Origin of the sequence: Variovorax sp. EL159, from assembly GCF_900100965.1 — a bacterium.
Classification (GTDB): Bacteria; Pseudomonadota; Gammaproteobacteria; order Burkholderiales; family Burkholderiaceae_C; genus Variovorax.
This window is the reverse complement of the sequence record NZ_FMUJ01000008.1, coordinates 103,957-129,094: the sequence shown is the minus strand read 5'-3', so window position 1 is coordinate 129,094 and position 25,138 is coordinate 103,957. Positions and strand designations below refer to the sequence as shown.

At 66.7% G+C, this 25,138-nt stretch carries 28 protein-coding genes and 1 riboswitch; of the genes, 16 read left to right on the top strand and 12 right to left on the bottom strand.

The window, feature by feature from the left end:
* Positions 1–15: 15 nt before the first annotated feature.
* On the top strand, positions 16–1,011 hold the full coding sequence (locus tag BLQ28_RS28090; protein WP_093246620.1) for a Bug family tripartite tricarboxylate transporter substrate binding protein: 996 nt from the start codon (positions 16–18) through the stop codon (positions 1,009–1,011).
* 40 nt (positions 1,012–1,051) lie between these two features.
* Here BLQ28_RS28090 and ruvA read toward each other — a convergent pair whose 3' ends face one another.
* Positions 1,052–1,624 (bottom strand): Holliday junction branch migration protein RuvA, encoded by a 573-nt coding sequence (ruvA, locus tag BLQ28_RS28085; protein WP_093246619.1) that lies wholly within the window; start codon positions 1,622–1,624, stop codon positions 1,052–1,054.
* A gap of 20 nt (positions 1,625–1,644) precedes the next feature.
* Here ruvA and BLQ28_RS28080 point away from each other — a divergent pair, with 20 nt between their 5' ends.
* The 3 genes from BLQ28_RS28080 to BLQ28_RS28070 are packed head-to-tail and all read left to right on the top strand — an operon-like array spanning position 1,645 to position 3,684.
* The gene (locus BLQ28_RS28080) at positions 1,645–2,601 is read left to right on the top strand and encodes a PhoH family protein (protein WP_176801247.1); all 957 of its coding nucleotides are present in this window, start codon (positions 1,645–1,647) and stop codon (positions 2,599–2,601) included.
* A 1-nt stretch (position 2,602) separates the two neighbouring features.
* The gene (gene ybeY, locus BLQ28_RS28075; RefSeq protein WP_093246618.1) at positions 2,603–3,061 is read left to right on the top strand and encodes an rRNA maturation RNase YbeY; all 459 of its coding nucleotides are present in this window, start codon (positions 2,603–2,605) and stop codon (positions 3,059–3,061) included.
* On the top strand, positions 3,061–3,684 hold the full coding sequence (locus BLQ28_RS28070) for a class I SAM-dependent methyltransferase (RefSeq protein ID WP_093246617.1): 624 nt from the start codon (positions 3,061–3,063) through the stop codon (positions 3,682–3,684). Before ybeY ends, BLQ28_RS28070 begins: the two co-directional genes overlap by 1 nt.
* Here BLQ28_RS28070 and dtd read toward each other — a convergent pair.
* On the bottom strand, positions 3,678–4,133 hold the full coding sequence (gene dtd / locus BLQ28_RS28065; RefSeq protein WP_093246616.1) for a D-aminoacyl-tRNA deacylase: 456 nt from the start codon (positions 4,131–4,133) through the stop codon (positions 3,678–3,680). The genes BLQ28_RS28070 and dtd overlap by 7 nt on opposite strands.
* Positions 4,130–5,044 (bottom strand): cation diffusion facilitator family transporter, encoded by a 915-nt coding sequence (locus BLQ28_RS28060; protein ID WP_093246615.1) that lies wholly within the window; start codon positions 5,042–5,044, stop codon positions 4,130–4,132. Before BLQ28_RS28060 ends, dtd begins: the two co-directional genes overlap by 4 nt.
* A 154-nt stretch (positions 5,045–5,198) precedes the next feature.
* Between BLQ28_RS28060 and BLQ28_RS28055 the strand changes: the two genes are divergently transcribed.
* On the top strand, positions 5,199–5,756 hold the full coding sequence (locus BLQ28_RS28055) for a FecR family protein (protein WP_093246614.1): 558 nt from the start codon (positions 5,199–5,201) through the stop codon (positions 5,754–5,756).
* Entirely contained in the window at positions 5,753–6,373 is a 621-nt protein-coding gene (locus BLQ28_RS28050; RefSeq protein ID WP_256327488.1) for an OmpA family protein, read from the top strand. The genes BLQ28_RS28055 and BLQ28_RS28050 overlap by 4 nt, the downstream gene beginning before the upstream one ends.
* Positions 6,374–6,407: 34 nt before the next feature.
* Here the strand turns inward: BLQ28_RS28050 and tyrS are convergent, their stop codons facing one another.
* Positions 6,408–7,616 (bottom strand): tyrosine--tRNA ligase, encoded by a 1,209-nt coding sequence (gene tyrS, locus BLQ28_RS28045; protein ID WP_093246612.1) that lies wholly within the window; start codon positions 7,614–7,616, stop codon positions 6,408–6,410.
* Positions 7,617–7,799: 183 nt separating this feature from the next.
* On the opposite strand from tyrS, the gene BLQ28_RS28040 reads away from it, so the two are divergent.
* Together BLQ28_RS28040 and BLQ28_RS28035 are read left to right on the top strand one after the other, a co-directional pair.
* Positions 7,800–9,146, top strand: coding sequence for a peptidoglycan DD-metalloendopeptidase family protein (locus BLQ28_RS28040; protein ID WP_093246611.1), 1,347 nt, complete (start codon positions 7,800–7,802; stop codon positions 9,144–9,146).
* A 43-nt stretch (positions 9,147–9,189) separates the two neighbouring features.
* A complete protein-coding gene (locus tag BLQ28_RS28035) occupies positions 9,190–10,314 on the top strand; it encodes an anhydro-N-acetylmuramic acid kinase (protein WP_093246610.1) in 1,125 nt (374 codons plus the stop codon).
* Positions 10,315–10,333: 19 nt separating this feature from the next.
* Here the strand turns inward: BLQ28_RS28035 and mdtD are convergent, their stop codons facing one another.
* The 4 genes from mdtD to rplM form a co-directional block, all read right to left on the bottom strand.
* Complete coding sequence (gene mdtD / locus BLQ28_RS28030) at positions 10,334–11,767, bottom strand: multidrug transporter subunit MdtD (protein WP_093246609.1); 1,434 nt, start codon at positions 11,765–11,767, stop codon at positions 10,334–10,336.
* Between the two features lie 93 nt (positions 11,768–11,860).
* Positions 11,861–12,226 carry an iron-sulfur cluster insertion protein ErpA gene (gene erpA / locus BLQ28_RS28025; RefSeq protein ID WP_007827949.1) on the bottom strand — a complete coding sequence of 122 codons (366 nt, stop codon included), beginning with the start codon at positions 12,224–12,226 and terminating at the stop codon, positions 11,861–11,863.
* 184 nt (positions 12,227–12,410) lie between these two features.
* Positions 12,411–12,803, bottom strand: a complete 393-nt coding sequence (rpsI, locus tag BLQ28_RS28020) for a 30S ribosomal protein S9 (RefSeq protein ID WP_093246608.1) — start codon at positions 12,801–12,803, stop codon at positions 12,411–12,413.
* Between the two features lie 12 nt (positions 12,804–12,815).
* The gene (rplM, locus tag BLQ28_RS28015) at positions 12,816–13,247 is read right to left on the bottom strand and encodes a 50S ribosomal protein L13 (protein ID WP_007827946.1); all 432 of its coding nucleotides are present in this window, start codon (positions 13,245–13,247) and stop codon (positions 12,816–12,818) included.
* 218 nt (positions 13,248–13,465) lie between these two features.
* On the opposite strand from rplM, the gene BLQ28_RS28010 reads away from it, so the two are divergent.
* On the top strand, positions 13,466–14,416 hold the full coding sequence (locus BLQ28_RS28010; RefSeq protein WP_093246607.1) for a 23S rRNA (adenine(2030)-N(6))-methyltransferase RlmJ: 951 nt from the start codon (positions 13,466–13,468) through the stop codon (positions 14,414–14,416).
* A 23-nt stretch (positions 14,417–14,439) separates the two neighbouring features.
* On the opposite strand, the gene BLQ28_RS28005 is transcribed toward BLQ28_RS28010, so the two are convergent.
* The 4 genes from BLQ28_RS28005 to ahcY form a co-directional block, all read right to left on the bottom strand.
* Complete coding sequence (locus BLQ28_RS28005) at positions 14,440–15,045, bottom strand: septal ring lytic transglycosylase RlpA family protein (protein WP_093246782.1); 606 nt, start codon at positions 15,043–15,045, stop codon at positions 14,440–14,442.
* An 89-nt stretch (positions 15,046–15,134) separates the two neighbouring features.
* Complete coding sequence (metF, locus tag BLQ28_RS28000) at positions 15,135–15,959, bottom strand: methylenetetrahydrofolate reductase [NAD(P)H] (protein ID WP_093246606.1); 825 nt, start codon at positions 15,957–15,959, stop codon at positions 15,135–15,137.
* A gap of 10 nt (positions 15,960–15,969) precedes the next feature.
* Positions 15,970–16,755, bottom strand: coding sequence for a TlyA family RNA methyltransferase (locus BLQ28_RS27995; RefSeq protein ID WP_093246605.1), 786 nt, complete (start codon positions 16,753–16,755; stop codon positions 15,970–15,972).
* An 8-nt stretch (positions 16,756–16,763) separates the two neighbouring features.
* Positions 16,764–18,203 carry an adenosylhomocysteinase gene (gene ahcY, locus BLQ28_RS27990; protein ID WP_093246604.1) on the bottom strand — a complete coding sequence of 480 codons (1,440 nt, stop codon included), beginning with the start codon at positions 18,201–18,203 and terminating at the stop codon, positions 16,764–16,766.
* A 63-nt stretch (positions 18,204–18,266) separates the two neighbouring features.
* Positions 18,267–18,335, bottom strand: a riboswitch (S-adenosyl-L-homocysteine riboswitch).
* A 164-nt stretch (positions 18,336–18,499) separates the two neighbouring features.
* Between ahcY and BLQ28_RS27985 the strand changes: the two genes are divergently transcribed.
* From BLQ28_RS27985 to BLQ28_RS27955, 7 genes are all read left to right on the top strand, one after another.
* Positions 18,500–20,590: a hypothetical protein gene (locus BLQ28_RS27985; protein WP_143012587.1), complete on the top strand. Its 2,091-nt coding sequence runs from the start codon at positions 18,500–18,502 to the stop codon at positions 20,588–20,590.
* Positions 20,591–20,749: 159 nt separating this feature from the next.
* A complete protein-coding gene (locus BLQ28_RS27980; RefSeq protein WP_093246602.1) occupies positions 20,750–21,391 on the top strand; it encodes a hypothetical protein in 642 nt (213 codons plus the stop codon).
* Positions 21,392–21,536: 145 nt separating this feature from the next.
* The gene (gene phaP, locus BLQ28_RS27975) at positions 21,537–22,037 is read left to right on the top strand and encodes a TIGR01841 family phasin (RefSeq protein WP_093246601.1); all 501 of its coding nucleotides are present in this window, start codon (positions 21,537–21,539) and stop codon (positions 22,035–22,037) included.
* Between the two features lie 20 nt (positions 22,038–22,057).
* Positions 22,058–22,978, top strand: coding sequence for an alpha/beta fold hydrolase (locus BLQ28_RS27970; RefSeq protein WP_093246600.1), 921 nt, complete (start codon positions 22,058–22,060; stop codon positions 22,976–22,978).
* Positions 22,979–22,995: 17 nt separating this feature from the next.
* Entirely contained in the window at positions 22,996–23,430 is a 435-nt protein-coding gene (locus BLQ28_RS27965) for a hypothetical protein (RefSeq protein ID WP_093246599.1), read from the top strand.
* Complete coding sequence (locus BLQ28_RS27960; protein ID WP_093246598.1) at positions 23,427–24,497, top strand: alpha/beta fold hydrolase; 1,071 nt, start codon at positions 23,427–23,429, stop codon at positions 24,495–24,497. The genes BLQ28_RS27965 and BLQ28_RS27960 overlap by 4 nt, the downstream gene beginning before the upstream one ends.
* Positions 24,494–25,102, top strand: coding sequence for a GNAT family N-acetyltransferase (locus BLQ28_RS27955; RefSeq protein WP_093246597.1), 609 nt, complete (start codon positions 24,494–24,496; stop codon positions 25,100–25,102). Before BLQ28_RS27960 ends, BLQ28_RS27955 begins: the two co-directional genes overlap by 4 nt.
* The last annotated feature ends 36 nt before the right edge of the window (positions 25,103–25,138 follow it).

The following is a 25,138-nucleotide window of genomic DNA, read 5'->3' as shown; positions in this document are numbered from 1 at the left end:
AGGAGACAACAAAACATGACAACCACATTCCTCCGACTCCGTCTGCGCACGCTGGCCTGCTTCGCGCTCGCCGCATGGATGGCGACAGCCGGCCACGCGCAGGGCGCCGATGCCTACCCCGACAAGCCGGTGACGCTGGTCGTTCCCACGTCGGCGGCCGGCGGCACCGACACCATCGCGCGGCTGATCGCGGACGCGCTCGGCAAGACGATGAAGCAGACCTTCATCATCGACAACCGGCCCGGTGCCAACGGCATCCTGGGCACCGACCTCGTGGCGCGCGGCGCACCCGACGGCTACCGGTTGCTGTTCACCTACGCCGCGGCGATGGTGGTGAACCCCAGCCTCTACAAGAAGCTGCCCTACGACCCGCTGAAAGACTTCGCGCCGGTGGCGCAGATCGGGCGCGGCGGCAACCTGCTGCTGGTGCGCCAGGACCTGCCGGTGAAGACGCTCAAGGAATTCGTCGCCTATGCCAAGGCGCGGCCCGACAAGCTCAGCTACTGCTCGTGGGGCAACGGCTCCGGCGGCCACCTCGCGATGGAAAGCCTCAAGAAGCAGGCCGGGCTGGCGTTGATGCACGTGCCCTACAAGGGCAGCGGCCCTTGCGTGCAGGACCTGATGGGCGGCCAGGTCGATGCGGCCTTTGCCGACATGTCGTCCACGGTGGAGCTGGTGCGCGCAGGGCGCCTGAAGGCGCTGGCCAACAGCGGCCCCTCGCGCATTCCGATGCTGCCCGACGTGCCGACGATGACCGAGGCCGGCTACCCCTTCACGAACTACTCGTGGTACGGCCTGCTGGCCCCCGCGAAGACGCCGCCGGCCATCGTGAAGAAGCTCAACGTGGCGGTGAACCAGGTGCTGAAAGAACCGGCCGTGGTGCAGCGCCTGCGCGAGCTGAACTTCACCGACCTGCCGCAGAACACGCCCGAGCAGTTCGCTGCGACGATGCAGAAAGACCTGCACGACTGGAGCGTGCTGATCAAGGAGATCGGGCTGACGCTCGAATAGGCGAATAGGCGGCCGGGCCGCGCGCCGGGCTCGCGCAGGCTTACTTGGCCAAAGCCTTCAGCGCGAGCTTGATGCCTTCGCTCACCGTCGCTTCCTTCGGCAGCGCCTTGAGGGCGAGCGCGGCCTCCTTGTCGCTGTAGCCCAGTGCGATCAGCGCCTGCAGGATGTCGGTCTGCGCGTCGGAGGCCGCGTGCGCGGGCATGCCGATGTCGGCGCCCAGCTTGCCTTTGAGCTCCAGCAGCAGCCGCTCGGCGGTCTTCTTGCCGATGCCGGGAATCTTCACGAGCCGGCCCAGCTCCTGCGTGGTGATCGCCTGCGCCAGCTCGCCCACGCTCATGCCCGAGAGCAGGCCGAGCGCGGTGCGCGGGCCCACGCCGGTGATCTTGATGAGCTGGCGGAAAGCCCCGCGCTCCTCGGCGGTGCCGAAGCCGTAGAGAATCTGCGCGTCCTCGCGCACGACGAAGTGCGTGAGCAGCGACACCTTCGCGCCGACGTTCGGCAGGTTGTAGAACGTGCTCATTGGCACATCGACCTCGTAACCGACGCCATTGCAGTCCACCACCACCTGCGGTGGATTGCGTTCGGCCAGCGTGCCGGTGAGTTTGCCTATCATGGGTGCCCTTTTTCCTTGAAATGTCCGGCGTGATTCTGCGACACACCTTTACCCCACTGAACAATTCGCGCCTCGGTCACCTGTGCGGCCCTCTGGACGCACATCTGCGCCGCATCGAGGAAGCCCTGGGGGTGAAGATCGCGCACCGCCACGAGCAGTTCAAGGTCGACGGCCCGAAGGCCAGCGCGCAGCGCGCCATGGACGTGCTGCAGGCGCTCTACGAGATCGCCCAGCGCACGATCGATCCGGCCGTGGTGCAGCTCACGCTGGCCGGCGACGGCTCGATGATCGACGGGGACGACGACGCGGCCATGCTCGTCACCCGCCGCACCGACCTGCGCGCGCGCACGCCCACGCAGGCGCTGTACCTGGACAACATCGCCAAGCACGACATCACCTTCGGCATCGGCCCGGCCGGCACCGGCAAGACCTACCTGGCGGTGGCCTGCGCGGTCGATGCGCTGGAGCGTGCGGCGGTGCAGCGCATCGTGCTCACGCGGCCGGCCGTGGAAGCGGGCGAGCGGCTCGGCTTTCTGCCGGGCGACCTGACGCAGAAGGTCGACCCGTACCTGCGTCCGCTGTATGACGCGCTGTACGACCTGATGGGCTACGAGAAGGTGCAGAAGGCCTTCGAGCGCAACGCGCTCGAGATTGCGCCGCTGGCCTTCATGCGCGGGCGCACGCTGAACAACGCCTTCGTGATCCTCGACGAAGCGCAGAACACGACGGTCGAGCAGATGAAGATGTTCCTTACGCGCATCGGCTTCGGCGCCAAGGCCGTGGTGACAGGCGACGTGAGCCAGATCGACCTGCCCAAGCAGCAACTGAGCGGCCTGATCGATGCGGAGCGCGTGCTCAAGCGCGTGAGCGGCATCGCCACCACGCACTTCACGAGCGCGGACGTGGTGCGGCACCCGCTGGTGGCCAAGATCGTGGACGCCTACGACGGACAGCGCAAGCGCACGGGAGCGCACTGAGATGGCGCTTCCTGCTCTGTCCCTGTCGTTGCAGTTCGGCCGCTTCAAGGGCGTCGAGCGGCACCGCGCCGCATTGCCGCGCCACAGCGTGACGCGCTGGATTCGCCATGCGCTCGACATCGATGGCGAGATCACCGTGCGCATCGTCGATGCCGACGAAGGCCAGCGCCTGAACCGCGAGTTTCGCGGCAAGGACTACGCCACCAACGTGCTGACCTTCGACTATGCGAACAACCCGCTGGTGATGGCCGACCTGGTGCTGTGCGCGCCGGTGGTCGCGCGCGAAGCAAAAGAAAACCGCAAGACGCTGGCCGATCACTACGCGCACCTGCTGGTGCACGGCACGCTGCACGCGCAGGGCTGGGACCACGAGACGAGCGAAGCCGACGCCGACGAAATGGAAGCGTACGAAATCGAGATTCTTGCGGGCCTGGGCATTCGCAATCCCTACGGCAAGTGATGACGGTGGCGGCCGGCGCGCATGGCGATCCCTGGCTGGCGCGGTGGCTGCCCCTGCTGGCGGAGCGGGCAGGCAAAGACCCGGTGCTCGAGCTGGGCTGCGCGGCGGGCCGCGACACCGCCACGCTGGTCGATGCGGGGCTGCATGTCGTGGCGATCGAGCTGTCGCCGGACGCGGTTGCGCAGGCGCGTGTGCGGGTGCCGGCCGGTGCGCAGTTTCACTGCCAGGATTTTCGCGATCCCTTTCCGCTGCCGGCCGATGCGACTGTGGGCGTGGTGCTGGCCAGCCTGTCGCTGCATTACTTCGAATGGGACGCAACGCTGGAGCTGGTGCGGCGCATCCATCGCGTGCTGCGCCCGAACGGCGTACTGCTGTGCCGCCTGAATTCGGTCAACGACCTGCACTACGGTGGGCGCGGCCCGTTGTCGGTGACGGGCCGCGATGAAGACTGCTTCTACCTGTTCGACGGCTTCCCCAAGCGCTTCTTCGACCGTGCGGCGGTGGAGCGGCTGTTTGCCGATGGCTGGCACATGCGCCATCTCGAGGAAGTGACGATCGACCGCTACGAGCACCCGAAGGTGGCGTGGGAAGTGGTGCTGGAGCCCCGGCCGCTGCCTTACTGAGCAGTCTGAGCACTCATCTGCAACGGGATCGTGACCGGTCCGTCGTTGAGCAGGTGCACCTGCATGTCGCCGCCGAACTCGCCGGTCGCCACCACCGGATGCGCAGCGCGTGCCAGCGCCACGAAGTGGTCGTAGAGCCTGCGGCCTTCATCAGGGGCCGCGGCCTGGGTGAAGCTGGGGCGGTTGCCGCCGCTCACGTCGGCCGCCAGCGTGAACTGGCTCACGACCAGGAGGCCGCCGCCGATGTCCTGCACGCTGCGGTTCATCTTGCCGGCGTCGTCGGAAAAGATGCGCAGCTTGAGGATCTTCGCGAGCATGCGGTCGGCCAGCGCATCGTTGTCGCCGCGCTCGGCGCACAGCAGCACGAGCAGGCCGGCGTCGATGGCGCCGACGGTGCGGCCCGCGATGTCGACACGGGCGTGGGCCACGCGCTGGAGCACGGCTTTCATGGGTGGTGTTCCTCGAGTTGGGTGGCGCGCGCTTCCATGGTCAGCGGCAGCAGCTGGATGGTCACGCGCAGGCCGGGCACGGCGTCCATGAGGGCCTGTTCCAGTTCGTCGCGCATGTTCGCGGCGCGCTGCAGGGTCCAGTCGCCGGGCACGTGCATGTGCAGGTCGGCAAAGCGGCGCTGGGCGGCGCCGCGCGTCACCATGTCGTCGAAGCGCAGCCGGTCGCCCTCGGGCTGGCGCGCGGCGAATGCGTCGAGCGTGGCGCGCACGGTGGCGATCGTCTCGGGGTCGAGGGCTTCGTCCATCAGCCCTTGCGACGAACGCCACACGAGCTTGAAACCCTCGCGCACGATGTTGAGCGCAACCCCGATGGCGAGCACCGGGTCGAGCCAGAGCCAGCCGCTGAGCTGCACGCCGATGATGCCGACCACCACGGCGGCCGAGGTCCAGACGTCGGTCATCAGGTGGCGGCCGTCGGCCTCCAGCGCGATCGAACGGTGCGTGCGCGCCGCGCGGAAGAGCACGAAGGCCAGCGCCGCATTGAAGCCCGAGCTGATGACCGACAGCGCCAGGCCCCAGCCCAGTTGCTCAAGAGGCTGGGGAGACAGCAACCGCTGGACGGAAACCCACAGGATCGCGATGGCGGCACCCACGATCAGGATGCCTTCGAAGCCCGAGGAGAAATATTCGGCCTTGTGGTGGCCGTAGGGGTGGTCGTCGTCGGCCGGGCGCTCGGCGATGGTCACCATGGCCAGCGCGAACATGGCGCTGGCGAGGTTGACGAAGGACTCCATCGCGTCCGAGATCAGACCCATGGAATTCGTCATGTAGCCGGCCAGTCCCTTGAGCACGATGGTGATCAAGGCCACGGCAACTGACACACGAAGCAGCGTTTTAGGGGTCAACGTCATGCAAATTTGGTCGAAATATCGGTAAAAGGACACACGAAAAGCGGTAAAAGGCCGCAGGAATCGACTGAATTATCGACCGCGTGTCGATATGTAACGCCTTCGCATTAACATTTGAAACTTTCGCGAAAATATTTCAATTGCAGAGAGCCAGACGATGAAAAACCTCTTGATCGCCCTGGGCGGTCTTGCCATTGTGGGCTCGGCCGCACTGGTTCACGCGCAGACACCGCCACCCGCACCCGTTGCGCCCGCGGCGCCTGCGGTCGCCGCACCTGCCGCCGTGCCTGCTGTTGCCGCACCCGCCGCTGCGCCTGCTGCCGCTGCCGATCTCCACGCGGGCTTCGTGAAGTCCGTGCGCGGCAATGTGCAGTTGCTCGGCGCGACCGGCACCGCCCGTCCGGCCAAACCGGGCGATGCGCTGGGCGCGGTGGACCGGGTCGTGACCGGCCCCGACTCCTCCGCCGCCGTGGTGCTGCGCGACGACACGACCCTGGTGGTCGGGCCCTCGTCGCGGCTGGACCTGAAGGAATTCCATTTCGATGGCACCACGCACGAGGGCGGCATGCTGGTCTCGCTGCTGCGCGGTTCGATGCGGATGATCACCGGCCTGATCGGCAAGACGAACCCTGATGCGGTGCGGGTCGAGACACAGACCGCCACCATCGGCATTCGCGGCACCGACTTCATCGTGCAGGCGGACGGCCAGCCATGAAGATGACCGCTGCACCGCGCTACGCCTCCTTCCTGGCCACGGCCCTGGTGGCCCTGCTGCTCGCGGCCTGCTCGACGCCGGGCACGCGCGTGGTGCTGCTGCCCCAGGCCGACGGCAAACCCTCCGCCGTGGTGGTGCGTGCCAAGGACGGGGAAGAGGTTCTTTCGCAGCCCTACCAGCGCGCCACGGCAGCGGTGGGCGCCAAGGGCGCGCCGGTGGTCGACCAGGCTGACGCGGCCAAGGTGCAGGCAGAAAACAAGCCGCTGTTCGACATGCGCCCGCCTTTGCCGCAGCGCTACACGGTGTACTTCGAGCTGGGCGGCACCACGCTCACGCCCGCTTCGCAGCAGATCATGACCGAGGCACTGGCCGCGGCGCTGTCGCGCAGCGGCGGCGACATCGTCGTGACGGGCCACACCGACACCAAGGGCACCGTCGAGCAGAACGACGAGCTCTCGCGCCGCCGGGCGCAGGAAGTGGCTCAGCTGTTCGTGGAGCGCCAGTTCCCGGCGAACCGCATCGAGGCGGTGGGCCGCGGCGAGCGCGAACTGGCGGTGCCCACAGCCGACGACGTGGACGAGCCGCGCAACCGGCGCGTCACCATCGAAGTGCGCTGATGGCCGGCCCCGAGAAAGGGGCCTTCATCCATCGTCAGCTCAGGGTCACGCGCGCGAACTTGCGCTTGCCGACCTGCACCACGTAGCTGCCCGCGGGCAGCTTCAGCCCCTTGTCGCTGACGACCGCCGAGTCGACCCGCACACCGCCACCGTCGATCAGGCGGTTGCCTTCCCCGGCCGAAGTCGCCAGGTTCGCCTGCTTGAGCAACTGCCCGATGCCCAGCGGGGCGCCCGTCAGCGACACCTCGGGGATCTCGTCCGGCACGCCGCCCTTGCTGCGGTTGATGAAATCCTGCTCGGCCGTCTCGGCGGCGGCCGCGCTGTGGAAGCGCGTGGTGATTTCCTTGGCCAGCGCGACCTTCGCGTCCTTGGGGTTGCGGCCGCCCGCGATCTCGGCCTTCAGCGCCGCGATCTGTTCCAGCGACTGGAAGCTCAGCAGCGTGTACCAGCGCCACATCAGGTCGTCGGAAATCGACAGCACCTTGGCAAACATGGTGTTGGCGTCTTCGCTGATGCCGATGTAGTTGTTCTTGCTCTTGGACATCTTCTCGACGCCATCGAGCCCTTCCAGCAGCGGCATAGTGAGGATGCACTGCGGCTCTTGCCCGTATTCCTGCTGGAGATGCCGGCCGACGAGCAGGTTGAACTTCTGGTCGGTGCCACCCAGTTCGAGGTCGCTCTTGAGCGCGACCGAGTCGTAGCCCTGCATCAGCGGGTAGAGGAATTCGTGCACCGAGATCGACTGGCCGGCCTTGAAGCGCTTGTTGAAGTCGTCGCGCTCCATCATCCGGGCGACCGTGTACTTGGCCGCGAGCTGGATCATGCCGCGGGCGCCCAGCGGGTCGCTCCATTCGGAGTTGTAGCGAATCTCGGTCTTTTCAGGGTCCAGCACCAGGCTGGCCTGCTTGTAGTAAGTCTGGGCGTTGGCCTCGATCTGCTCGCGGGTGAGCGGCGGCCGGGTGTTGTTGCGCCCCGAGGGGTCGCCGATGGTGCTGGTGAAGTCGCCGATCAGGAAGATCACCCGGTGGCCCAGGTCCTGGAGCTGGCGCATCTTGTTCAGCACCACGGTGTGGCCGATGTGGATGTCCGGAGCGGTCGGATCGAGCCCGAGCTTGATGCGCAGGGGGGTTCCGGTGGCCTCGGAGCGCTGGAGCTTGCGCACCCACTCATCCTGGGGGAGAAGCTCGTCAGCCCCACGGAGGGATATTTCGAGCGCGCGTCCTACACTATTTGAGAGGGCCATGGATGTAACAGATTCGGCCTTTACAGGCTTTTTTAGCTGACTTTTGGGGTGCCGAAGCTATACTCGGCCCGACTTTTCAAGCGCCGAATTCTAAGCGGCGCTTTTTCCGCACCGTCTGCTGCCGCCCTGAACGTACTGGGCCTTGCAGCACGGATTTGCAGAACCTGAGCTGGAATTCAAAGTTTGATCAACGGCATTCTTGCCGCCGAGGAGCTTCTCGCTTCTCGCGTGGCCTATACGTTCCGGACCTACCCCAAGCAGATCACCGCGGTCATCGCGGCGGCCCTGCTGAGCGCCGGCACCCTCGCGGTGGCCTCGCTCGGTCCTGACGCTTCCGACCTTCCCGTCCACCAGATCCTCGAAGCGACGGCCCCCGTGTCTTTCGCGGACCAGACCGCGTCGCTCGAAAACTTCAGCTTCACGCTGTTTCGCACCGACGTCACGCGCTCCAGCGACACGGCCGAGGCCCTGCTGAAGCGCCTGGGCATTTCGGACCCCGCGGCCACCGCGTTCGTGCGCAGCAGCCCCGAAGCCCGCAACGCGCTGTTCGCGCGCGCCGGCCGCACCGTGACGGCCGAAGCCACCCAGGAAAACCAGCTCCAGAAGCTCAGCGCCCGCTGGATTCCCGACGGCGACGGCGGCTTCAAGCGCTTCGTCATCGAGCGCACGCCGACCGGCTTTGCCGGCGTCACCGAGCGCGACGTGCTGACACCGGGCACGCGCCTGGCCAGCGGCACCATCCGCACCTCGCTGTTCGCAGCCACCGACGATTCGCGCATTCCCGATGCGGTGGCGAGCCAGCTGGCAGACATCTTCGCGGGCGACGTCGACGTGCGCGCGCTGCGCAAGGGCGACCGCTTCGCCGTGGTCTACGAAACCCTCGAGGCCGATGGGCAGGCGCTGCGCAGCGGTCGCGTGCTGTCGGCCGAGTTCGAGAACAACGGCAAGGTGCACCAGGCCGTCTGGTTCCAGCCCCCGGGCGCCAACCAGAAGGGCAGCTACTACCGCCCGAACGGCGACAGCCTGCGCAAGGCCTACCTGGCCACGCCGGTCGAGTTCTCGCGCGTGTCGAGCGGCTTCGCGATGCGCATGCACCCGATCCTGAACAGCTGGCGCCAGCACAACGGCATCGACTACGCGGCGCCCACGGGCACCTCGGTGCGCACCGTGGGCGACGGCACGGTCGATTTCGCGGGCACGCAGAACGGCTACGGCAACATCATCATCATCAACCACCGCAACAACCAGCAGACGGCGTATGCGCACCTGAGCCGCATCGACGTCAAGGCCGGCCAGAGCGTGACACAGGGCCAGGCCATCGGCGCGGTGGGCTCGACGGGCTGGGCCACCGGCCCGCACCTGCACTTCGAATTCCGCGTGGGCGGCGTCTATCAAGACCCGGCCTCCATCGCGCAAGAAGGCGGCGCGCCGATCACCGCGGCGCTGCGCCCGGCCTTCGAGCGGATCGCCATTGGCGCCCGCACCGAGCTGGCGGCTGCGTTCTCGGTCATCCAGGCCAGCGCGGACTGAACCTCGCCGCCGCGCGGCTTTCCGAGCCCTCCCTAGAAACACCATGGCCGCCGAGCTTTTCATCGGCCTGATGTCGGGCACGTCGCTCGACGGCGTCGATGGCGTGCTGGCCGATTTTTCCAACGGCCGCATCGCGGTGCAGGCTTACGCGACGGCGCAGTTTCCCGTGTCGCTGCGGGCCGAACTGCTGGCGCTGAACACACCGGGCGACAACGAGCTGCATCGCGCGGCGCTGGCCGGCAACGGCCTGGCCCGGGCTTATGCCGGCGTGGTGCATCAGCTCCTGGCGGACAGCGGCACGGCCGCCGAGGCCGTCACCGCCATCGGCGCCCACGGGCAAACGGTGCGCCACCGGCCGATCGAATTCGACGAGGTCGGCTACACGCTGCAGATCAACAACCCCTCGCTGCTGGCCGAACTGACGGACATCGACGTGGTCGGCGACTTCCGGAGCCGCGACCTGGCCGCCGGCGGCCAGGGCGCGCCGCTGGTGCCGGCCTTTCACCGCGCCCTGTTCGCGCGCGCCGACGAGACCGTCGCGGTGCTGAACATCGGCGGCATCTCCAACCTGAGCCTGCTGCCGGCCACCAACGCACCGGACGGCGCCATCGTGCGCGGCTTCGACTGCGGCCCCGGCAACGCGCTGATGGACCACTGGTGTCAGACCTACCTCGGCCAGCCCTTCGATCGCGGCGGCCAATGGGCGGCCAGCGGGCAGGTGCTGCCCGATCTGCTCGCGCGGCTGCTGGCCGATCCCTACTTCGCCAAGGCGCCGCCCAAGAGCACGGGGCGCGACCTGTTCAATCCGACCTGGCTGGCCGCGCAGCTCGGCACCGCGACGATGGCGCCGGCCGACGTGCAGGCCACGCTGACCGAACTGACCGCTCACGCTTGTGCGGCGGACGTGCACCGCTACGGAAAAGATAGCAAATTGTTGATCGTCTGCGGTGGTGGCGCGCTGAACGACCACTTGCTCGAACGCCTGCGCGCGCTGCTGCCCGGCGTCGAAGTGGCCGCCTCGAACGATCATGGCCTGCCGCCCCAGCAGGTCGAAGCGGCCGCCTTCGCCTGGCTGGCCCGCGCCACCGTGCGGCGCGAGCCCGGCAACCTGGCGAGCGTGACCGGCGCGCGCGGCGCCCGGGTGCTGGGCGCGATCTACCCGGCCTGAACGCCCGCTGGCTGCGGCCTCAGCCCTGGCCGGAAACCTCCGGCTGCGCCGGATGCGCGGCGCGCACTTCACCCGGCAGATGCCAGAAGATCATTGCGGAAGCGATCGTGATGAGCCCCATACTCGCAAAAGTGGCCTGAAAGGCGTCGAGCGTGTGCGCCGCGGTTTCGGTGCCGAAAATGCCGTTGTAGCCCGCCAGTACGGCGCCAGCCGCCGCCACGCCCAGGCTCATCGCCAGCATCTGCACCATCGACAGCAGGCTGTTGCCGCTGCTCGCCATGCTGCCGTCCAGGTCCTTCAGGGTGATGGTGTTCATGGCAGTGAACTGCAGCGAATTGACCGCACCGAAAGCCAGCAGCTGCAGCACGTGCAGCGCCATCGGCTGGCCCGGTGCCGTCAGGCCGAAGCTGGCCATCGTGAGCCCCACCAGCACGGTATTGACCACCAGCACCTTGCGGTAGCCGTGGCGCGTGATCAGCGGCGTGGCAAAGCGCTTCATGGCCATGCCGGCCAGCGCGATCGGCAGCATCATCAGCCCGGCGCGCACCGGCGAGTAGCCCATCGACACCTGCAGCAACAACGGCACCAGAAAGGGCATGCAACTGCTGCCCAGGCGCGAGAACAGATTGCCGATCAGCCCGATGCTGAGCGTCGGCACGCCGAAGAGGGACGGCGCGAACAACGGTTCGGGTGTGCGCGCCGCGCGCAGCCAATAGGCCACCACGCTCGCGAAGCCGAAGATCAGCACGACCATCACGCCGCCCTGCCGCAAGCCCAGCTCGGAAACGCCATCGAGCGCGAGCGAAATCGCCACCATGCCGAAGGCCAGCATCGCGTAGCCGACGCTGTCGAAGCGCTTCTGCACGACGCCGCGCAGGTCGGGCATGTACTTGAGCGTGGCGATGCAGCCCGCCAGCCCCACTGGCACATTGATCAGGAAGATCCAGTGCCAGGACGCGTACTGGACCAGCCACCCGCCTAGCGTAGGCCCCAGCAAGGGCCCTATGAGCCCCGGGATGGCCACAAAACTCATCGCCTGGAGGAACTCCCCACGCGGCACCGTGCGCAGCAGCGACAGCCGCCCCACGGGCAGCAGCAGCGCCCCGCCAAGCCCCTGCACCACGCGCGCCGCCACCAGTTGCCCCAGGCTGTGCGACAGCGCGCAAAGCACCGAGCCGAGCGCGAACAGCACGATCGCCGAGAAAAAGATGCGCCGCGTGCCGAAGCGGTCGGCGATCCAGCCCGAGGCAGGGATCAGCATCGCCATCGTAAGCGCATAGGACACCACCACCGACTGCATGCGCAGCGGGCTTTCGCCGAGGCTCGCAGCCATGGCCGGCAGCGCCGTATTGATGATGGTGGCGTCGAGCGTCTGCATGAAGAAGCCGACGGCCACGAGCCACAGCAGGCTCTTGCGGGCGGGATCGACGGGAGCGGCTGCCTCGGAGGTCATGAGGAAAGAAGAGAAGAAGTGAAAAGACGACGGGCAGCAAAAAGCCGCCCGGAGGCGGCTTCTTGAGAAGGCTGGATCAGCGGCATCCAGGCATCAGGCCGAGAAGCTCGATCCGCAGCCGCAGGTGCTGGTGGCGTTCGGGTTCTTGATCACGAACTGGGCGCCTTGTAGGTCTTCCTTGTAGTCGATCTCGGCGCCGACCAGGTACTGGTAGCTCATGGCATCGATCAGCAGCGACACGCCATTCTTGGTCATGGTGGTGTCGTCTTCGTTGGTGATCTCGTCGAAGGTGAAGCCGTACTGGAAGCCGGAGCAGCCGCCACCCTGCACGAACACGCGCAGCTTCAGGTCGGGATTGCCTTCTTCGGCGATCAGGTCAGCCACCTTGGCTGCCGCGCTGTCGGTAAAGACAATCGGCTCGGGCATCTGGGTCTGGATGTTTTCTGCTACGGCGCTCATGGGGTGGTTACTCCTGGGGGGCCGGACATGCGGCCAATGGAACGAATGCTACTGCAATGCCGCAATTTCGGCAGGGGCACTGCGGTGTGCACCCCGATGCAAGTGGGGTCGGATGCCTCGCGCACCAAGTGCTGGCAACGAAAAAGCCGCCCGAAGGCGGCTTTTGTGTTCGCAAGGAACAGGATCAGCGCTTGCTGAACTGCTTGCGACGACGGGCGGAGTGCAGACCGACCTTCTTACGTTCGACTTCACGTGCGTCACGCGTCACGAAGCCGGCTTGGCTCAGGACGGGCTTGAGCGCTGCGTCGTAGTCGATCAGGGCACGGGTGATGCCGTGGCGCGTGGCGCCGGCTTGACCCGATTCGCCGCCACCGTTCACGTTGACCATCACGTCGAAAGCTTCGAGGTTGTTGGTCAGCACGAGGGGCTGCTTGGCAATCATGATCGAGGTTTCGCGGCCGAAGAACTCTTGGATGTCCTTGCCGTTGACCGTGATCTTGCCGGTGCCTTTTTTCAGAAACACGCGGGCGACGCTCGATTTGCGACGGCCGGTGCCATTGTTCCATTCACCAATCATTCTCAAGGCTCCTTACAGTTCCAGCACTTTGGGCTGTTGGGCGGTATGCGGGTGCTCGGCACCACCGTACACCTTGAGTTTCTTGATCATCGCGTAACCAAGCGGGCCCTTGGGCAGCATGCCCTTGACAGCCTTTTCCAGGGCGCGGCCCGGGTGCTTGTTCTGCATGTCGCGGAAGTTGGTCGCCGTGATACCGCCGGGATAGCCCGAATGACGGTAGTACACCTTGTCGATCGACTTGGCGCCGGTGACGCGCAGTTGCGCGGCGTTGATGATGACGATGAAGTCACCGGTATCGACGTGAGGCGTGTAAATGGCCTTGTGTTTGCCGCGCAAACGGAGAGCAACTTCGCTGGCTACTCGTCCGAGGACCTTGTCGGTCGCGTCAATCACAAACCACTCGTGCGTCACGTCAGCGGGCTTGGCGCTGAACGTTTTGGTCATGAGTTTTTCTCTTTGAAGAGGGTTTGTCGGGCCCTTTTCCACGGTCGGCGTTCCTCTGATGGGAATCTCTTAGGTGGGTTTTGCATGCCCGCAGAACGGGTAAATGCTCTTCGCCGCGGGGCCACAAAAACGCTGCGAAGCCCGCGATTATATAAAGAATGGCCTTGTGCTGGCAAATTTGCATATGCACGGCCCAACACCGTTACCATCCTCCCCCTATGTTCAGTTACCGCCACGCCTTCCATGCCGGCAACCACGCCGACGTGCTCAAGCACACGGTGCTGATTGCCACGCTCGACCATCTGCTTGAAAAAGAGGCAGCGCTGACCGTCGTCGACACCCACGCGGGTGCCGGCCTGTACCGGCTCGACGGCGACTACGCCGGCACGAGCGGCGAGGCGGCCGACGGCATCCTGCGCCTGCTTTCCGGCAAGAAAGAGCCCGCCACGCCTGCTCCCGCAGCAAAGCCCGCTACCAAAAAGGTAGCACCCGAGGCCGAAGCGCCGCTGGCCGACGCAATTGCGCGCTACCTCAGCGTGATCCACGACTTCAACCCCAAGGGCGGCGCACGCATCTACCCGGGCTCGCCATTCATCGTGCAGCACCTCCTGCGCGACCACGACAAGCTCAAGCTGTTCGAGCTGCATCCGACCGACGCGCGCACGCTCGACGCCAACATCGCCCAGCTCGAAGCCGGCCGCCAGATCGCCGTGTTGCGCGACGACGGCTTCGGCAGCGCCACCAAGTTTTTGCCGCCGCCCTCGCGCCGCGCGCTGGTGCTGATGGACCCGAGCTACGAGATCAAGAGCGACTACGGCCGCGTGCTCGACTTCGCAGCCGAGGCGCTCAAGCGCTTTGCTACCGGCACCTATGCCGTCTGGTATCCGATCATTCCGCGCCCCGAGGCGCACGACCTGCCGCGCCGCCTGAAGACGATGGCGACCAAGGCCGGCAAGCCGTGGCTGCACGCCACGCTGACGGTCAAGTCCAGCAAGATCACGACGGACGCCTCGGGCGAAACGCACCGGCCGGGCCTGCCGGCCAGCGGCATGTTCCTGATCAATCCACCGTACACGCTGAAGCCGCTGCTTGCGGCCGCGCTGCCGCAACTGGCGGAGCGCCTGGCGCAAGACCGGCACGCCACCTTCTCGCTTGATTCGGGCGGCTGAGGCCGGGCTTCTTTTCTTTCTTCTCAGCGCCGGCGGCGAGGCGGCACGGCCACCTTGCGCCGCGCAGGTACCGGCGCCTTGGCGCGTTCAGCCACCGCGGCGGGTGCCTGTGCATCGCCAGGCTCCACCGGCAAGCCGCCGCAGCGCATGCCCTCCCGGTCGACGACGGTCAGTGCGACCTGCTTGATGCCAAGCCCCGTCAAACCGATACGGTCTGCAGCCGCGCGGCTCAGGTCGATCACGCGGCCCAGCGCGTAAGGGCCGCGGTCGTTGATGCGCACCAGCACTTCGCTGCCGTTCACGAGGCTGCGCACGCACACGCGCGTGTTGAAAGGCAGGGTCTTGTGTGCCGCCGTCATAGCGGTCATGTCGAAGCGCTCGCCGCTGGCGGTCTTGCGCTGGTGAAACTGGATGCCGTACCAGGAAGCACCGCCGCGCTCGAAGATGTCGCGCGGGCCGTCGTCGCCCGGCACGCCATCGTCGGGCGTCAGTTCACCGGTGCCCGACACGGCCAGGTCGTAGCGCACCGAAGGCACGTCGGAGCGCGCCGGCACGCCCGGCGGCACGGCGAGTGCGCGTGCCAGGGGCTTCAACTGGCCGTCGGCCGTCGCCTCGGTGGCTGGCGGCATGGCGCAGCCCGCGAGAACGCAGGTCGCTGCGACGAAGGCCACCCGAAGCCCCGTGCGCAGCGCTCCCGCCGCTCCGGCCGCGCGCCCCTTCAATCGAGGCGCTCCAGCAAAGCCAGCGTCGCCGCCGACTGGTTCATCGTGTAGAAGTGCAGCGCCGGTGCGCCACCGTCGCGCAGGCGCGCGCACAGGTCGGTGACCACGTCGAGGCCAAAGGACTTGATCGATTCCGTGTCGTCGCCGAAGGCCTGCAGCCGCAGGCGAATCCAGCGCGGGATCTCGGCGCCGCAGGCATCCGAAAAACGCATCAGCTGCGTCGAGCTGGTGATCGGCATGATGCCCGGCACGATCGGCGTGTCGAGCCCCAGCTTGCGCACGTCGTCGACGAAGCGGAAGTAGGCCTCGGGGCTGAAAAAGTACTGCGTGATGGCCGAATCGGCCCCCGCCTTCACCTTCGCGGCGAAGGCCTGCAGATCGGCTTCGGGCGAGCGCGCCTGCGGATGGATCTCGGGGTAGCAGGCCACCTCGATATGGAAGTCGCGGCCGGTCTCTTCGCGGATGAAGGCCACGAGGTCGCTCGCATAGAGAAACTCGCCCCCCATGCCGTAGCCGCTCGGCAGGTCGCCGCGCAATGCCACCAGGCGCTTGACGCCCATGGCCTTCAGCTCGGCGAGCTGCTCGCGCACCGTGGCGCGCGTGGCACCGATGCACGAGAAGTGGCTCGCGGCGTCGACGCCTTCGGACAGGATCTCCTGCACCGCGCCAAAAGTGCCCTGGTGCGTGGAGCCGCCCGCGCCGTAGGTGACCGAGCAGAACTGCGGCTTGCGCACATACAGCTGCTGGCGCGCGGCGCGCAGCTTGACCGCGCCTTCGGGCGTCTTGGTCGGAAAGAATTCGAAGCTCAGCGGAAGGCGCACCTGCGTCTCCTTAAGAGCCGTTCGCAGAATCCGCGCGAACGGCGTGAATGAAAAACTCGCGGTTGCCGTCGCCGCCGGCGATCGGGCTGTCGAACCACTGCAACACGCGCAGGTCGAGCGCCTCGCAGGCGTCGCGCAGCCGCTTTTCGACCACCGCATACATCGACTCGTCGCGCACGATACCGCCTTTGCCCACCTGGCCGGGCTGCAGTTCGAACTGCGGCTTGACCAGCATGAGCAGGCGGCCGTCATCGGTCAGGAACTCGACCACGGCCGGCAGCACCAGCGTGAGCGAGATGAACGAAAGGTCGCCCACGATCAGGTCGAAGCGCAGCTCGCCTTCTGAGCCCTCTTCTTCCAGGTCGCCCTGCGAGAGCGCCCGCGCATTGACGCCTTCGATCGGCACCACGCGCACGTCCTCGCGCAACTTCGCGTGCAACTGCCCGTGGCCGACATCGACGCCCACCACTTTCGCGGCACCGCGCTGCAGCAGGCAGTCGGTGAAGCCGCCGGTCGACTGGCCCACGTCGAGGCACAGCTTGCCGGCAGGATCGACCCCGCTGACGGCGAGCGCACCTTCGAGCTTGAGCCCGCCACGCGAGACATAGCGCGCCTCGGCTGCATCGTCGAGTTCGAGCTCGGCCGACTCGGGCACTTCGTCCTTGTTCTTGACGACCGAGCGCCACGCGTCGCTCGTGCCCGCATCGCGCCACCGCATGCCGCCGGCAATGAGCCGCACGGCCTGCGAACGCGACGCGGCAAGGCCGCGCTCCACCAACAATTGATCAGCGCGCATGCAGCCGATCAGTAGCGGTACGTGTCCGGCTTGTAGGGGCCGTTCTTGCTCACGCCGATGTAGGCAGCCTGTGCGTCGGTCAGCTCGGTCAGCATGGCGCCGACCTTCTTCAGGTGCAGGCGCGCGACCTTTTCGTCCAGGTGCTTGGGCAGCACGTAGACCTTGCCGGCCTGGTAGGCGTCGGGCTTGGTGAACAGCTCGATCTGGGCGATGGTCTGGTTCGCGAACGACGACGACATCACGAAGCTCGGGTGGCCCGTGCCGCAGCCCAGATTCACGAGGCGGCCCTTGGCCAGCAGGATGATCTTCTTGCCGTCCGGGAAGGTGATGTGGTCAACCTGCGGCTTGATTTCTTCCCACTCGTACTTCTCGATCGAAGCGACGTCGATCTCGTTGTCGAAGTGGCCGATGTTGCAGACGATGGCCTGGTCCTTCATCTTGGCCATCGTGTCGTGCGTGATGACGTCCTTGTTGCCGGTGGTCGTCACGAAGATGTCGGCCTTGTCGGCGGCGTATTCCATCGTCACGACCTTGTAGCCTTCCATCGCGGCCTGCAGGGCGTTGATGGGGTCGATCTCGGTGACCCACACTTGGGCCGACAGTGCACGCAGTGCCTGTGCCGAGCCCTTGCCCACGTCGCCGTAGCCGGCCACGCAAGCCACCTTGCCGGCGATCATCACGTCGGTTGCGCGCTTGATGCCGTCGACCAGCGATTCACGGCAGCCATACAGGTTGTCGAACTTGCTCTTGGTGACCGAGTCGTTCACGTTGATGGCGCGGAACAGCAGCGTGCCCTTGGCGCTCATCTCGTTCAGGCGGTGCACGCCGGTGGTGGTTTCTTCGGTCACGCCGATGATCTCGGCGGACTTGCGGGTGTACCAGGTGCTGTCGACAGCCAGCTTGGCCTTGATCGCTGCGTACAGGATGCGTTCTTCTTCGCTGGTCGGGTTGGCCAGCACGCTCTGGTCCTTCTCGGCGCGTTGGCCCAGGTGCATCAGCAGCGTGGCGTCGCCGCCGTCGTCCAGGATCATGTTCGGGCCTTCGCCCTTCGAGCCCTTGGGGCCGAAGTCGAAGATGCTGTGGGTGTAGCCCCAGTAGTCTTCGAGCGACTCGCCCTTGATCGCGAACACCGGCGTGCCCGAAGCGGCAATGGCCGCGGCGGCGTGGTCCTGCGTCGAGAAGATGTTGCACGAGGCCCAGCGCACGGTGGCGCCCAGGGCTTGCAGCGTCTCGATCAGCACGGCCGTCTGAATGGTCATGTGCAGCGAGCCCGTGATGCGCGCGCCCTTCAGCGGCTGCGCCTTCGAGAACTCTTCGCGGATGGCCATCAGGCCGGGCATTTCGGTTTCCGCAATGCGGATTTCCTTGCGCCCCCAGGCGGCAAGGGACAGGTCGGCGATCGCCTGGTCGGCGGTCGAAACGGGGGTCGGCTTGAGAACAGCGCTCATGAGAACTCCAAAACTGGTTTGAAAGATGCCACTGCGTACGGGGAAAAGACTCACCGCGAGAACAGCGGGTGAGCGTGGTTGCGATGTGGTCCGAGCCTCACGCCTGATGGCGCTGCAACGCTCCTCGGAACGGCGGATTGTAGACGGGGCGCAAGGCTGAGCCAATCCGGGGGATTTGGGCCGGCATTTGTCAGCCTCAGCGTTGAAGACACCTCTTTTTACGATTTCCCCCGGTTCGGTTCAGGAGCCAGCCGGCTCGCTGCCGAGCCCATCAGACGACAAGAAGAGGGCTCAACATGAGGATGACGAGATATCTCGCGGGTTGTGGACTGGCCGCCTTGCTGGCGGCCTGCGGAGGCGGTGGTGGCGGCGCAGCGGGCGGCGGGTTGCCGCTGGCCAACGGCGCCGTCCAGCCGGAAGCCAAGGTCGCGGTTGCAGCCGCAACCACCAAGACACTGGACAGCGCCGACGCGCGCAGCGGCACGTACCGCGTGTATGCGGCCAACGGCACGCAGCAGACGCTGTCGGTCGACTTCGACGCCGGCAGCTACACGATGACAGACAACCTCGGCGCGGCGGAATCGGGCACTTTCAGCGAGGACTTCACCGAACCGGGCACTTACGTCTTTGCCAGCAGCCGCGTTACGGCGGTGGTGAACACGGCGCGCTTTCGAGTGACGACCGACGCCATCGTCGGGGCCTTCCCTTTTTCGGTAACTTTTTCGAACCCGCTCGCTTACGCGGTGCAACCCTTCATTGCCGCGCGCAACTTCGTGGTCGACCCCGCGCTGCTCGACAGCGACTACAACCGCCTGGGCATCTCGCACAACGGCCCCGGCAGCTCCGAGTCGCAGATGCTGGCCCTGCGCGTTTCGGGCGGCGGCACGGCACTCGAAGTCTGTCTCGACAACGTGATCTACCGGATCGCCCTTTGCCCCGCCACGTCGAAGCGAACCTTCACGATCGCCGCGGACACCGACAGCGCCTGGATTGCCACCAACATCGCCGATGCCACCGACATCGTGAGGTTCCGGATGGCGCGCATCGGCGGCCAGAACGTCTACCTGGCGGCGGGCCCCAGCGCGACGACGCCAACCACCCTGCTCCTAAGGATCGCCCTGGCCAACTCTTCGAACTGGCCTGCCACCCGCGGTGTCGGCGCGTCGACGGAAGGCAGTTGGGGCAGCAACCTCATCGACACCGCCAACGCGGTGCGCACCAGCACCAGCGCCGATGGCACCTACGGCAGCCTGAGCCTGCCAGTGGGCGGCATCTTCTCGCAGATGCCGGAAGGCATTCGCAGCATCAACGGCAACGGGACGCGCAAGTACTACGGGATGCAGAACGGTCAGCTCTCGGTGATCGTCGGCATGCGTAATCCCGAGACGAAGGGATACATCCAGATCAACCTGATCGACACCGGCACCGCACCCGACGCACGCAACGGCCGCTACAAGGTCTACGCGACCAACGGCTCGCGGCAGACGCTGGCGCTCAACCTCGACAGCAAGCGCTATGAGATGACCGATGCCGCCGGCACCGTCGCCTCGGGCAGCTTCGCCGAAGACACGGCAGCGGCCGGCAGCTTCACCTTCGACAGCAACCGTATCACCAGCCCGGTGAATACGGCGCGCTTCCGCTTCGCGACAGACACGGTGGTCGGGTCGTTCCCCTTCGCAGCCGCGCAGGTCAGTCCGGTGAGCTATGCCGTGCAGCCCTTTGTGGCTTCGCGCGCTCTGGTGAAGACACAGGCCGATCTCGATGGTGTCTACAACCGCCTGGGCATCAACCTGACGGCCACCACCGGAGATTCGTCGATCACGCAGATCCAGGTCGCCAACGGCGGCACCGTGCTCTACCTGTGCAACGACAACGTGATCTACCGTATCGACAACTGCCCTGCGGCTTCCGTGCGGACGTACACCGTATCCGCCGGCCCGACCGTGGACACCTGGCACATCGTGAACGTTGCCAATCCGTCGGACAGCGGCAACTTCGGGATCGCGCGCGTCGGCGGCGAGAACGTGTTTCTGGCGGCCGGCGTCAGCGCCTCGACACCCACGATCTCGCAGTTTCGCATCGGCCTGCCCGAGCGCACGACCTGGCCCACCATCGTCACGCGCGGCGGTGCAACCAACGGCAGCTGGGGCAGCACCGCCATCGACGCCACCAGCTACGCGCGCACCCAAGCGCTCCCCGATGGCACCACGGCCACGCTCAACGCGACGCTGGGCTCGATGGGCGCCATCGGCCCGATCAACCTGCGCGCGGCAACGTTCAGCGGACCCGCTTACCACTTCGCCAGCCAGAGCAACAAGCTCTTCGCGATGGTCGGTTCACGCAACCCGGCCACCGCAGGCGCGCTCGAGATCGGCCTGATCGACTGACCGACCGACGCGCCGAGCCCTTCGCGGAAAGGGCCGCAGGCTGCATGCCGCATCGCGCGGCATGCAGCCTTTTTTCTTCCTCATTCAGGGCTAAGTCTGCGGCCTGCACGTTTCGCAAGCGGGACGTACATTGGCCTCCCCCATCGTCCGAAAGCCACCATGCTGCCTTTTCAGCCCCTTGCATCCAGAGCCCTGCTCGCCACCGCCCTCGGCCTGAGCGCCGCCATCTTGCCGCTCGCCGCGTCGGCCCAGAACGCTGAAACCGTCCGCATCCGCGGCACCCTCGTGCGCGTCGATGCCAGCACGCTCGTCGTGCAGGATCGCGGCGGCGAAGTCGTCTCGCTGGCACGCCCGGCCGACATGGCGGTGTCGGAGGTCTATCGCATCAAGCTGTCCGACATCAAGCGCGGCAGCTTCATCGGCACCGCCGCCATGCCGCAGGCCGATGGCACACAGAAGGCGCTCGAAGTGGTGGTGTTCCCCGAGGCCGCGCGCGGCACCGGCGAAGGCCATCGCCCATGGGACCTGCTGCCGCAGAGCACCATGACCAACGCCACCGTGGCCGACCTTGCCGCCGCGCCGAAATCGGTGCGCGGCGGACAGCAACTGCGGCTGACCTACAAGGGCGGCGAGAAGACAGTGATCGTGCCGCCCGACGTGCCCGTGGTCACCTTCCGCCCCGGCACCGAGGCCCTGCTGGTGCCCGGTGCCAAGGTGCTGGTGAACGCACAGGAAAAGAACGGCACGCCCACGGCACTGCGCGTGACGGCCGGCCGCAACGGCTTCGCGCCGCCGATGTGATCGGCCATCCAAGGGAAATCCCGCAGGCATTTTTTTCGCTGCGGTGAGCTTGGCCGTGCCGGTGCGGCGTATCGTGGCGAGGGACTTTTGCCGTCCGGCTGGTCCTTGCCATCCACCCGTTCACCCGCACAGGAGATACCGCACCATGGCCACTGCCAAGAAAGCCGCCGCCAAGAAGACCACTGCCAGCAGCAGTGGCAGCAGCAAGGCGGCAGCCCCCAGCGCCGCCGACATGCTCAACCCGCTGAAGAACCTCAAGGGCATGACCGACCGCCTGCAGGAACTCAACCTGACCGGCGGTGCGGGCAAGCTGCTCGAAAGCGGCCGCAAGGACCTGCAGGCACTGATGCAGGCCAACGAGAAGTCCTATCAGGGCCTGCAGACCGTGGTGCAGCGGCAGACGGAAATGATCAAGAGCGCCATCACCGAATGGCAGGCAGCGGCCAAGGAAATGCCCGGCAAGGACGCCAAGGCCAATCTCGCCAAGCTCGACGAACTCGGCCGCCAGTCGTTCCAGCGCGCCATCGACGACATCAAGGAGCTGGCCAACCTTGCCGCCAAGTCGCAGGCCGATGCCTTCGACGTGGTGCGCCAGCGCATCCAATCCAACGTGGACGAAGTGACCAAGCTGCTGCAGCGCAAATAAGCAAGCAAGCCGGCAGCGCCATGACCGCCGTCCCGCACAACATCGAACACCGCACGCCCGTCAACGGCGTTTCGCTCGCGTGGGACAGCTTCGGCGACCCTGGCGCGCCACCGCTGGTCCTCATCATGGGCCTCGGCGCCCAGATGGTTGCGTGGGACGACGCGTTCTGCACCCGCCTCGCGCAGGCGGGCGGGCACCGGGTGATCCGCTTCGACAACCGCGACATCGGCCACTCGACGCACCTTTCGCACCTCGGCGTGCCCGACATCCAGGCGCTGATGCTGCAGGCCATGGCGGGCAAGCCGCTGCAGGCGCCCTACACGCTGCGCGACATGGCCAACGACTGCGTCGGCCTGCTCGACGCGCTGAAGATCGAGCGCGCGCACATCGTCGGCGCCTCGATGGGCGGTGCCATCGGGCAGGAGCTGGCGATCCATCATCCGCACCGGATGCATTCGTTCACCAGCATCATGTCGACCACCGGCAGCCCGGGCCTGCCGCCGCCCACACCCGAGGCGATGGCGGTGCTGTTCACGCCCTCGCCCACCACCTTCGAGGCCTACCTGCCGCATTACGCCAAGGTGTGGCGCGTGCTGCGCGGCCCCGGCGCCTTTCCGCTCGACGAGGCACGCGATGCCGAACGCGCGCAGCTCACCTTCCTGCGCGGGCTCAACCCGGCCGGCGTGGCGCGCCAGCTGGCGGCGATCTTCGCGTCGGGCAACCGCAAGCCGGCGCTGCGCGACGTGCGCGTGCCCACGCTGGTGATCCACGGCGACGCCGATCCGCTGGTGCCGGTGGAATGCGGCGTCGACGTGGCCGATGCCATTTCCGGCGCGCGGCTGCTGCGCATTCCGCGCATGGGCCACGCGCTGCCGATCTCGATGTGGCCACAGATCATCGACGCCATCGCCGCGCACACGGCGCAGCGCCGCGATCACTGACGACGGGGCTTTCAGCCATGACCCAGTTCTCGTCCCTCGACCCCATGGCCATCTGGCGCGAGCTCACGGCCCAGTGGGAGAAAAACACCAACGAGTTCGCCAACGAAACCATGGCCTCGGACCCGTTCCGGCAGGGCATGCATGGCGGCATGAACGCCTCGCTGACGGCGCAGAAGACGCTGGGTGAGCTGATGGCGCGCTACCTCACGCTGCTGAACCTGCCGACGCGCGCCGACATCCAGGCGCTGGGCGAGCAGTTGCAGCGCATCGACGATCACCTGGCGGACATCCGCCGCGCGATGGAAGGCGGCCGCAGCCCGGCAGCCAGTGCAACGGCCACCGCGCCGCCCATCAAACCGCGCCGCACGAAACAGCCGCCGGCCCCGCCACAGCCCACTGCGGCGGCGAAAGCGCCAGCCCGGAAGCGCCCCGCCGGAAAGCGCACGCGATGAGCTCCCTCGCCGATCTCGCCCTGCCCGACATCGGCGCAGAAATCGAGCGTGCGATCCAGCGCAACATCAAGGGCCTCGACTTCCTCACGTCCACCGCACCGGCCGTCGGCCAGACGCCGAAAGATGAAATCCATCGCCGCGGCACCCTGAGCCTGTACCACTACCGCCCGCTGGTCGACGAGATCTACCGCGTGCCGGTGCTGATGGTGATGGCCACCACCAACCGCGCCTATATCTTCGACCTCGCACCGGGCCAGAGCATGGTCGAGTACCTGCTTCTCAAGGGCTACGACGTCTACGTGATGGACTGGAACGCGCCGCGCCCCGACGAGAAGCGCCTGCGCATCGAAGACTACGTGCTCGACTTCATTCCCGATTCCATTCGCCGCGTGCAGGAAGACTCGGGCGAGGAAGACGTGACCATCGCCGGCTATTGCATGGGCGGCGTGCTCTCGACCCTGTATGCGGCGCTGCACCCCGGCGGCCCGATGAAGAACCTTGCGCTCTTCACCACGCCCATCGACTTCAGCCGCATGAAGCTCTTTCACGCGTGGTCCGACCGGCGTTACTTCGACGTCGACCGCCTGATCGACACCGTGGGCAACGTGCCGCCCGAGATGCTGTTCGCCTCCTTCGACATGCTGCGCCCTGCGGGCCGCAGCGCGGGCGTGGTGCAGCTCTGGGACAACATGGCCAACGACGAGTTCGTCAAGTCGTACCGCATGTTCGACCGCTGGGGCACCGAAATGCTGCCGCTGGCCGGCGAGTACTTCCGCCAGACCGTGAAAGAGCTGATGTGGGACAACAAGCTCTACAAGAACGAACTGGTACTGGGCGGCCGCAAGGTGCTGCTGAAGAACATCAAGGTGCCCGTGCTGCATGCGCTCGCGCAGCACGACCACATCGTGCCGTACGAGGCCGGCCAGCCGCTCATTGCCAACATCGGCTCGGCCGACAAGGAAGAGGTGGTGCTCAAGGGCGGCCACGTCAGCCTGGCCGCGGGCACCAACGCCGTGCGCCGGCTGTGGCCCAAACTCGACGAATGGCTTGGAGTGCGATCGACATGACCATCACCGCCGTTTCCGACACTTTCTCGCGCACCTATCCGCGCAGCGTGGTGACCAGCGAAGGCAACATCGTCCTGCGCCTGATGGCCGCCGACGACGCGCCCGCCGTGCTGGCCTTTGCGCAGGCCCTGCCCGCGCACGACCTGCTCTTCCTGCCGCGCGACATCACGCAGCCCAAGGTGATGAACGCCTGGGTGCGTGCCGTCGAACGCGGCGACATCGACAGCCTGCTGGCCGTGCGCGGCGATGCGGTGCTCGCCTGTGCGGCGGTGATCCGCGATCCGCACTCGTGGTCCAGCCACGTGGCCGAGCTGCGCGTGCTGGCCGCGCCCGAGTTGCGCGGCAGCGGCATGGGCCACCGGCTCGCGCGGGAAGTCTGCGCGCTGGCCATCGAACGCGGCGCCGAAAAACTCGTCGCGCGCATGACCGTCGACCAACGCAGCGCCATCGCCGTCTTCCAGGCCCTGGGCTTTCGCCCCGAGGCGCTGTTGAGCAAGCACGTGAAAGACCGGCAGGGCGTGACGCACGACCTCGTGGTGCTGAGCCACGACGTGGCTCGGTTCGAGGCGCAGATGCGGGCGTATGGGATGACGGAGGCGTTTTAGGCCTTCGGGCGGGCCGGTTCCGGGCGGCCTTCTAAA

Bases quoted from the DNA above. Each gene is read 5' to 3' on its own strand.
- BLQ28_RS28090 (WP_093246620.1), top strand. From the start codon at position 16: ATGACAACCACATTCCTCCGACTCCGTCTGCGCACGCTGGCCTGCTTC.
- ruvA (WP_093246619.1), bottom strand. From the start codon at position 1,624: ATGATAGGCAAACTCACCGGCACGCTGGCCGAACGCAATCCACCGCAG.
- BLQ28_RS28080 (WP_176801247.1), top strand. From the start codon at position 1,645: ATGTCCGGCGTGATTCTGCGACACACCTTTACCCCACTGAACAATTCG.
- ybeY (WP_093246618.1), top strand. From the start codon at position 2,603: ATGGCGCTTCCTGCTCTGTCCCTGTCGTTGCAGTTCGGCCGCTTCAAG.
- BLQ28_RS28070 (WP_093246617.1), top strand. From the start codon at position 3,061: ATGACGGTGGCGGCCGGCGCGCATGGCGATCCCTGGCTGGCGCGGTGG.
- dtd (WP_093246616.1), bottom strand. From the start codon at position 4,133: ATGAAAGCCGTGCTCCAGCGCGTGGCCCACGCCCGTGTCGACATCGCG.
- BLQ28_RS28060 (WP_093246615.1), bottom strand. From the start codon at position 5,044: ATGACGTTGACCCCTAAAACGCTGCTTCGTGTGTCAGTTGCCGTGGCC.
- BLQ28_RS28055 (WP_093246614.1), top strand. From the start codon at position 5,199: ATGAAAAACCTCTTGATCGCCCTGGGCGGTCTTGCCATTGTGGGCTCG.
- BLQ28_RS28050 (WP_256327488.1), top strand. From the start codon at position 5,753: ATGAAGATGACCGCTGCACCGCGCTACGCCTCCTTCCTGGCCACGGCC.
- tyrS (WP_093246612.1), bottom strand. From the start codon at position 7,616: ATGGCCCTCTCAAATAGTGTAGGACGCGCGCTCGAAATATCCCTCCGT.
- BLQ28_RS28035 (WP_093246610.1), top strand. From the start codon at position 9,190: ATGGCCGCCGAGCTTTTCATCGGCCTGATGTCGGGCACGTCGCTCGAC.
- mdtD (WP_093246609.1), bottom strand. From the start codon at position 11,767: ATGACCTCCGAGGCAGCCGCTCCCGTCGATCCCGCCCGCAAGAGCCTG.
- erpA (WP_007827949.1), bottom strand. From the start codon at position 12,226: ATGAGCGCCGTAGCAGAAAACATCCAGACCCAGATGCCCGAGCCGATT.
- rpsI (WP_093246608.1), bottom strand. From the start codon at position 12,803: ATGATTGGTGAATGGAACAATGGCACCGGCCGTCGCAAATCGAGCGTC.
- rplM (WP_007827946.1), bottom strand. From the start codon at position 13,247: ATGACCAAAACGTTCAGCGCCAAGCCCGCTGACGTGACGCACGAGTGG.
- BLQ28_RS28010 (WP_093246607.1), top strand. From the start codon at position 13,466: ATGTTCAGTTACCGCCACGCCTTCCATGCCGGCAACCACGCCGACGTG.
- BLQ28_RS28005 (WP_093246782.1), bottom strand. From the start codon at position 15,045: ATGCCGCCAGCCACCGAGGCGACGGCCGACGGCCAGTTGAAGCCCCTG.
- BLQ28_RS27995 (WP_093246605.1), bottom strand. From the start codon at position 16,755: ATGCGCGCTGATCAATTGTTGGTGGAGCGCGGCCTTGCCGCGTCGCGT.
- ahcY (WP_093246604.1), bottom strand. From the start codon at position 18,203: ATGAGCGCTGTTCTCAAGCCGACCCCCGTTTCGACCGCCGACCAGGCG.
- BLQ28_RS27985 (WP_143012587.1), top strand. From the start codon at position 18,500: ATGAGGATGACGAGATATCTCGCGGGTTGTGGACTGGCCGCCTTGCTG.
- BLQ28_RS27980 (WP_093246602.1), top strand. From the start codon at position 20,750: ATGCTGCCTTTTCAGCCCCTTGCATCCAGAGCCCTGCTCGCCACCGCC.
- phaP (WP_093246601.1), top strand. From the start codon at position 21,537: ATGGCCACTGCCAAGAAAGCCGCCGCCAAGAAGACCACTGCCAGCAGC.
- BLQ28_RS27970 (WP_093246600.1), top strand. From the start codon at position 22,058: ATGACCGCCGTCCCGCACAACATCGAACACCGCACGCCCGTCAACGGC.
- BLQ28_RS27965 (WP_093246599.1), top strand. From the start codon at position 22,996: ATGACCCAGTTCTCGTCCCTCGACCCCATGGCCATCTGGCGCGAGCTC.
- BLQ28_RS27960 (WP_093246598.1), top strand. From the start codon at position 23,427: ATGAGCTCCCTCGCCGATCTCGCCCTGCCCGACATCGGCGCAGAAATC.
- BLQ28_RS27955 (WP_093246597.1), top strand. From the start codon at position 24,494: ATGACCATCACCGCCGTTTCCGACACTTTCTCGCGCACCTATCCGCGC.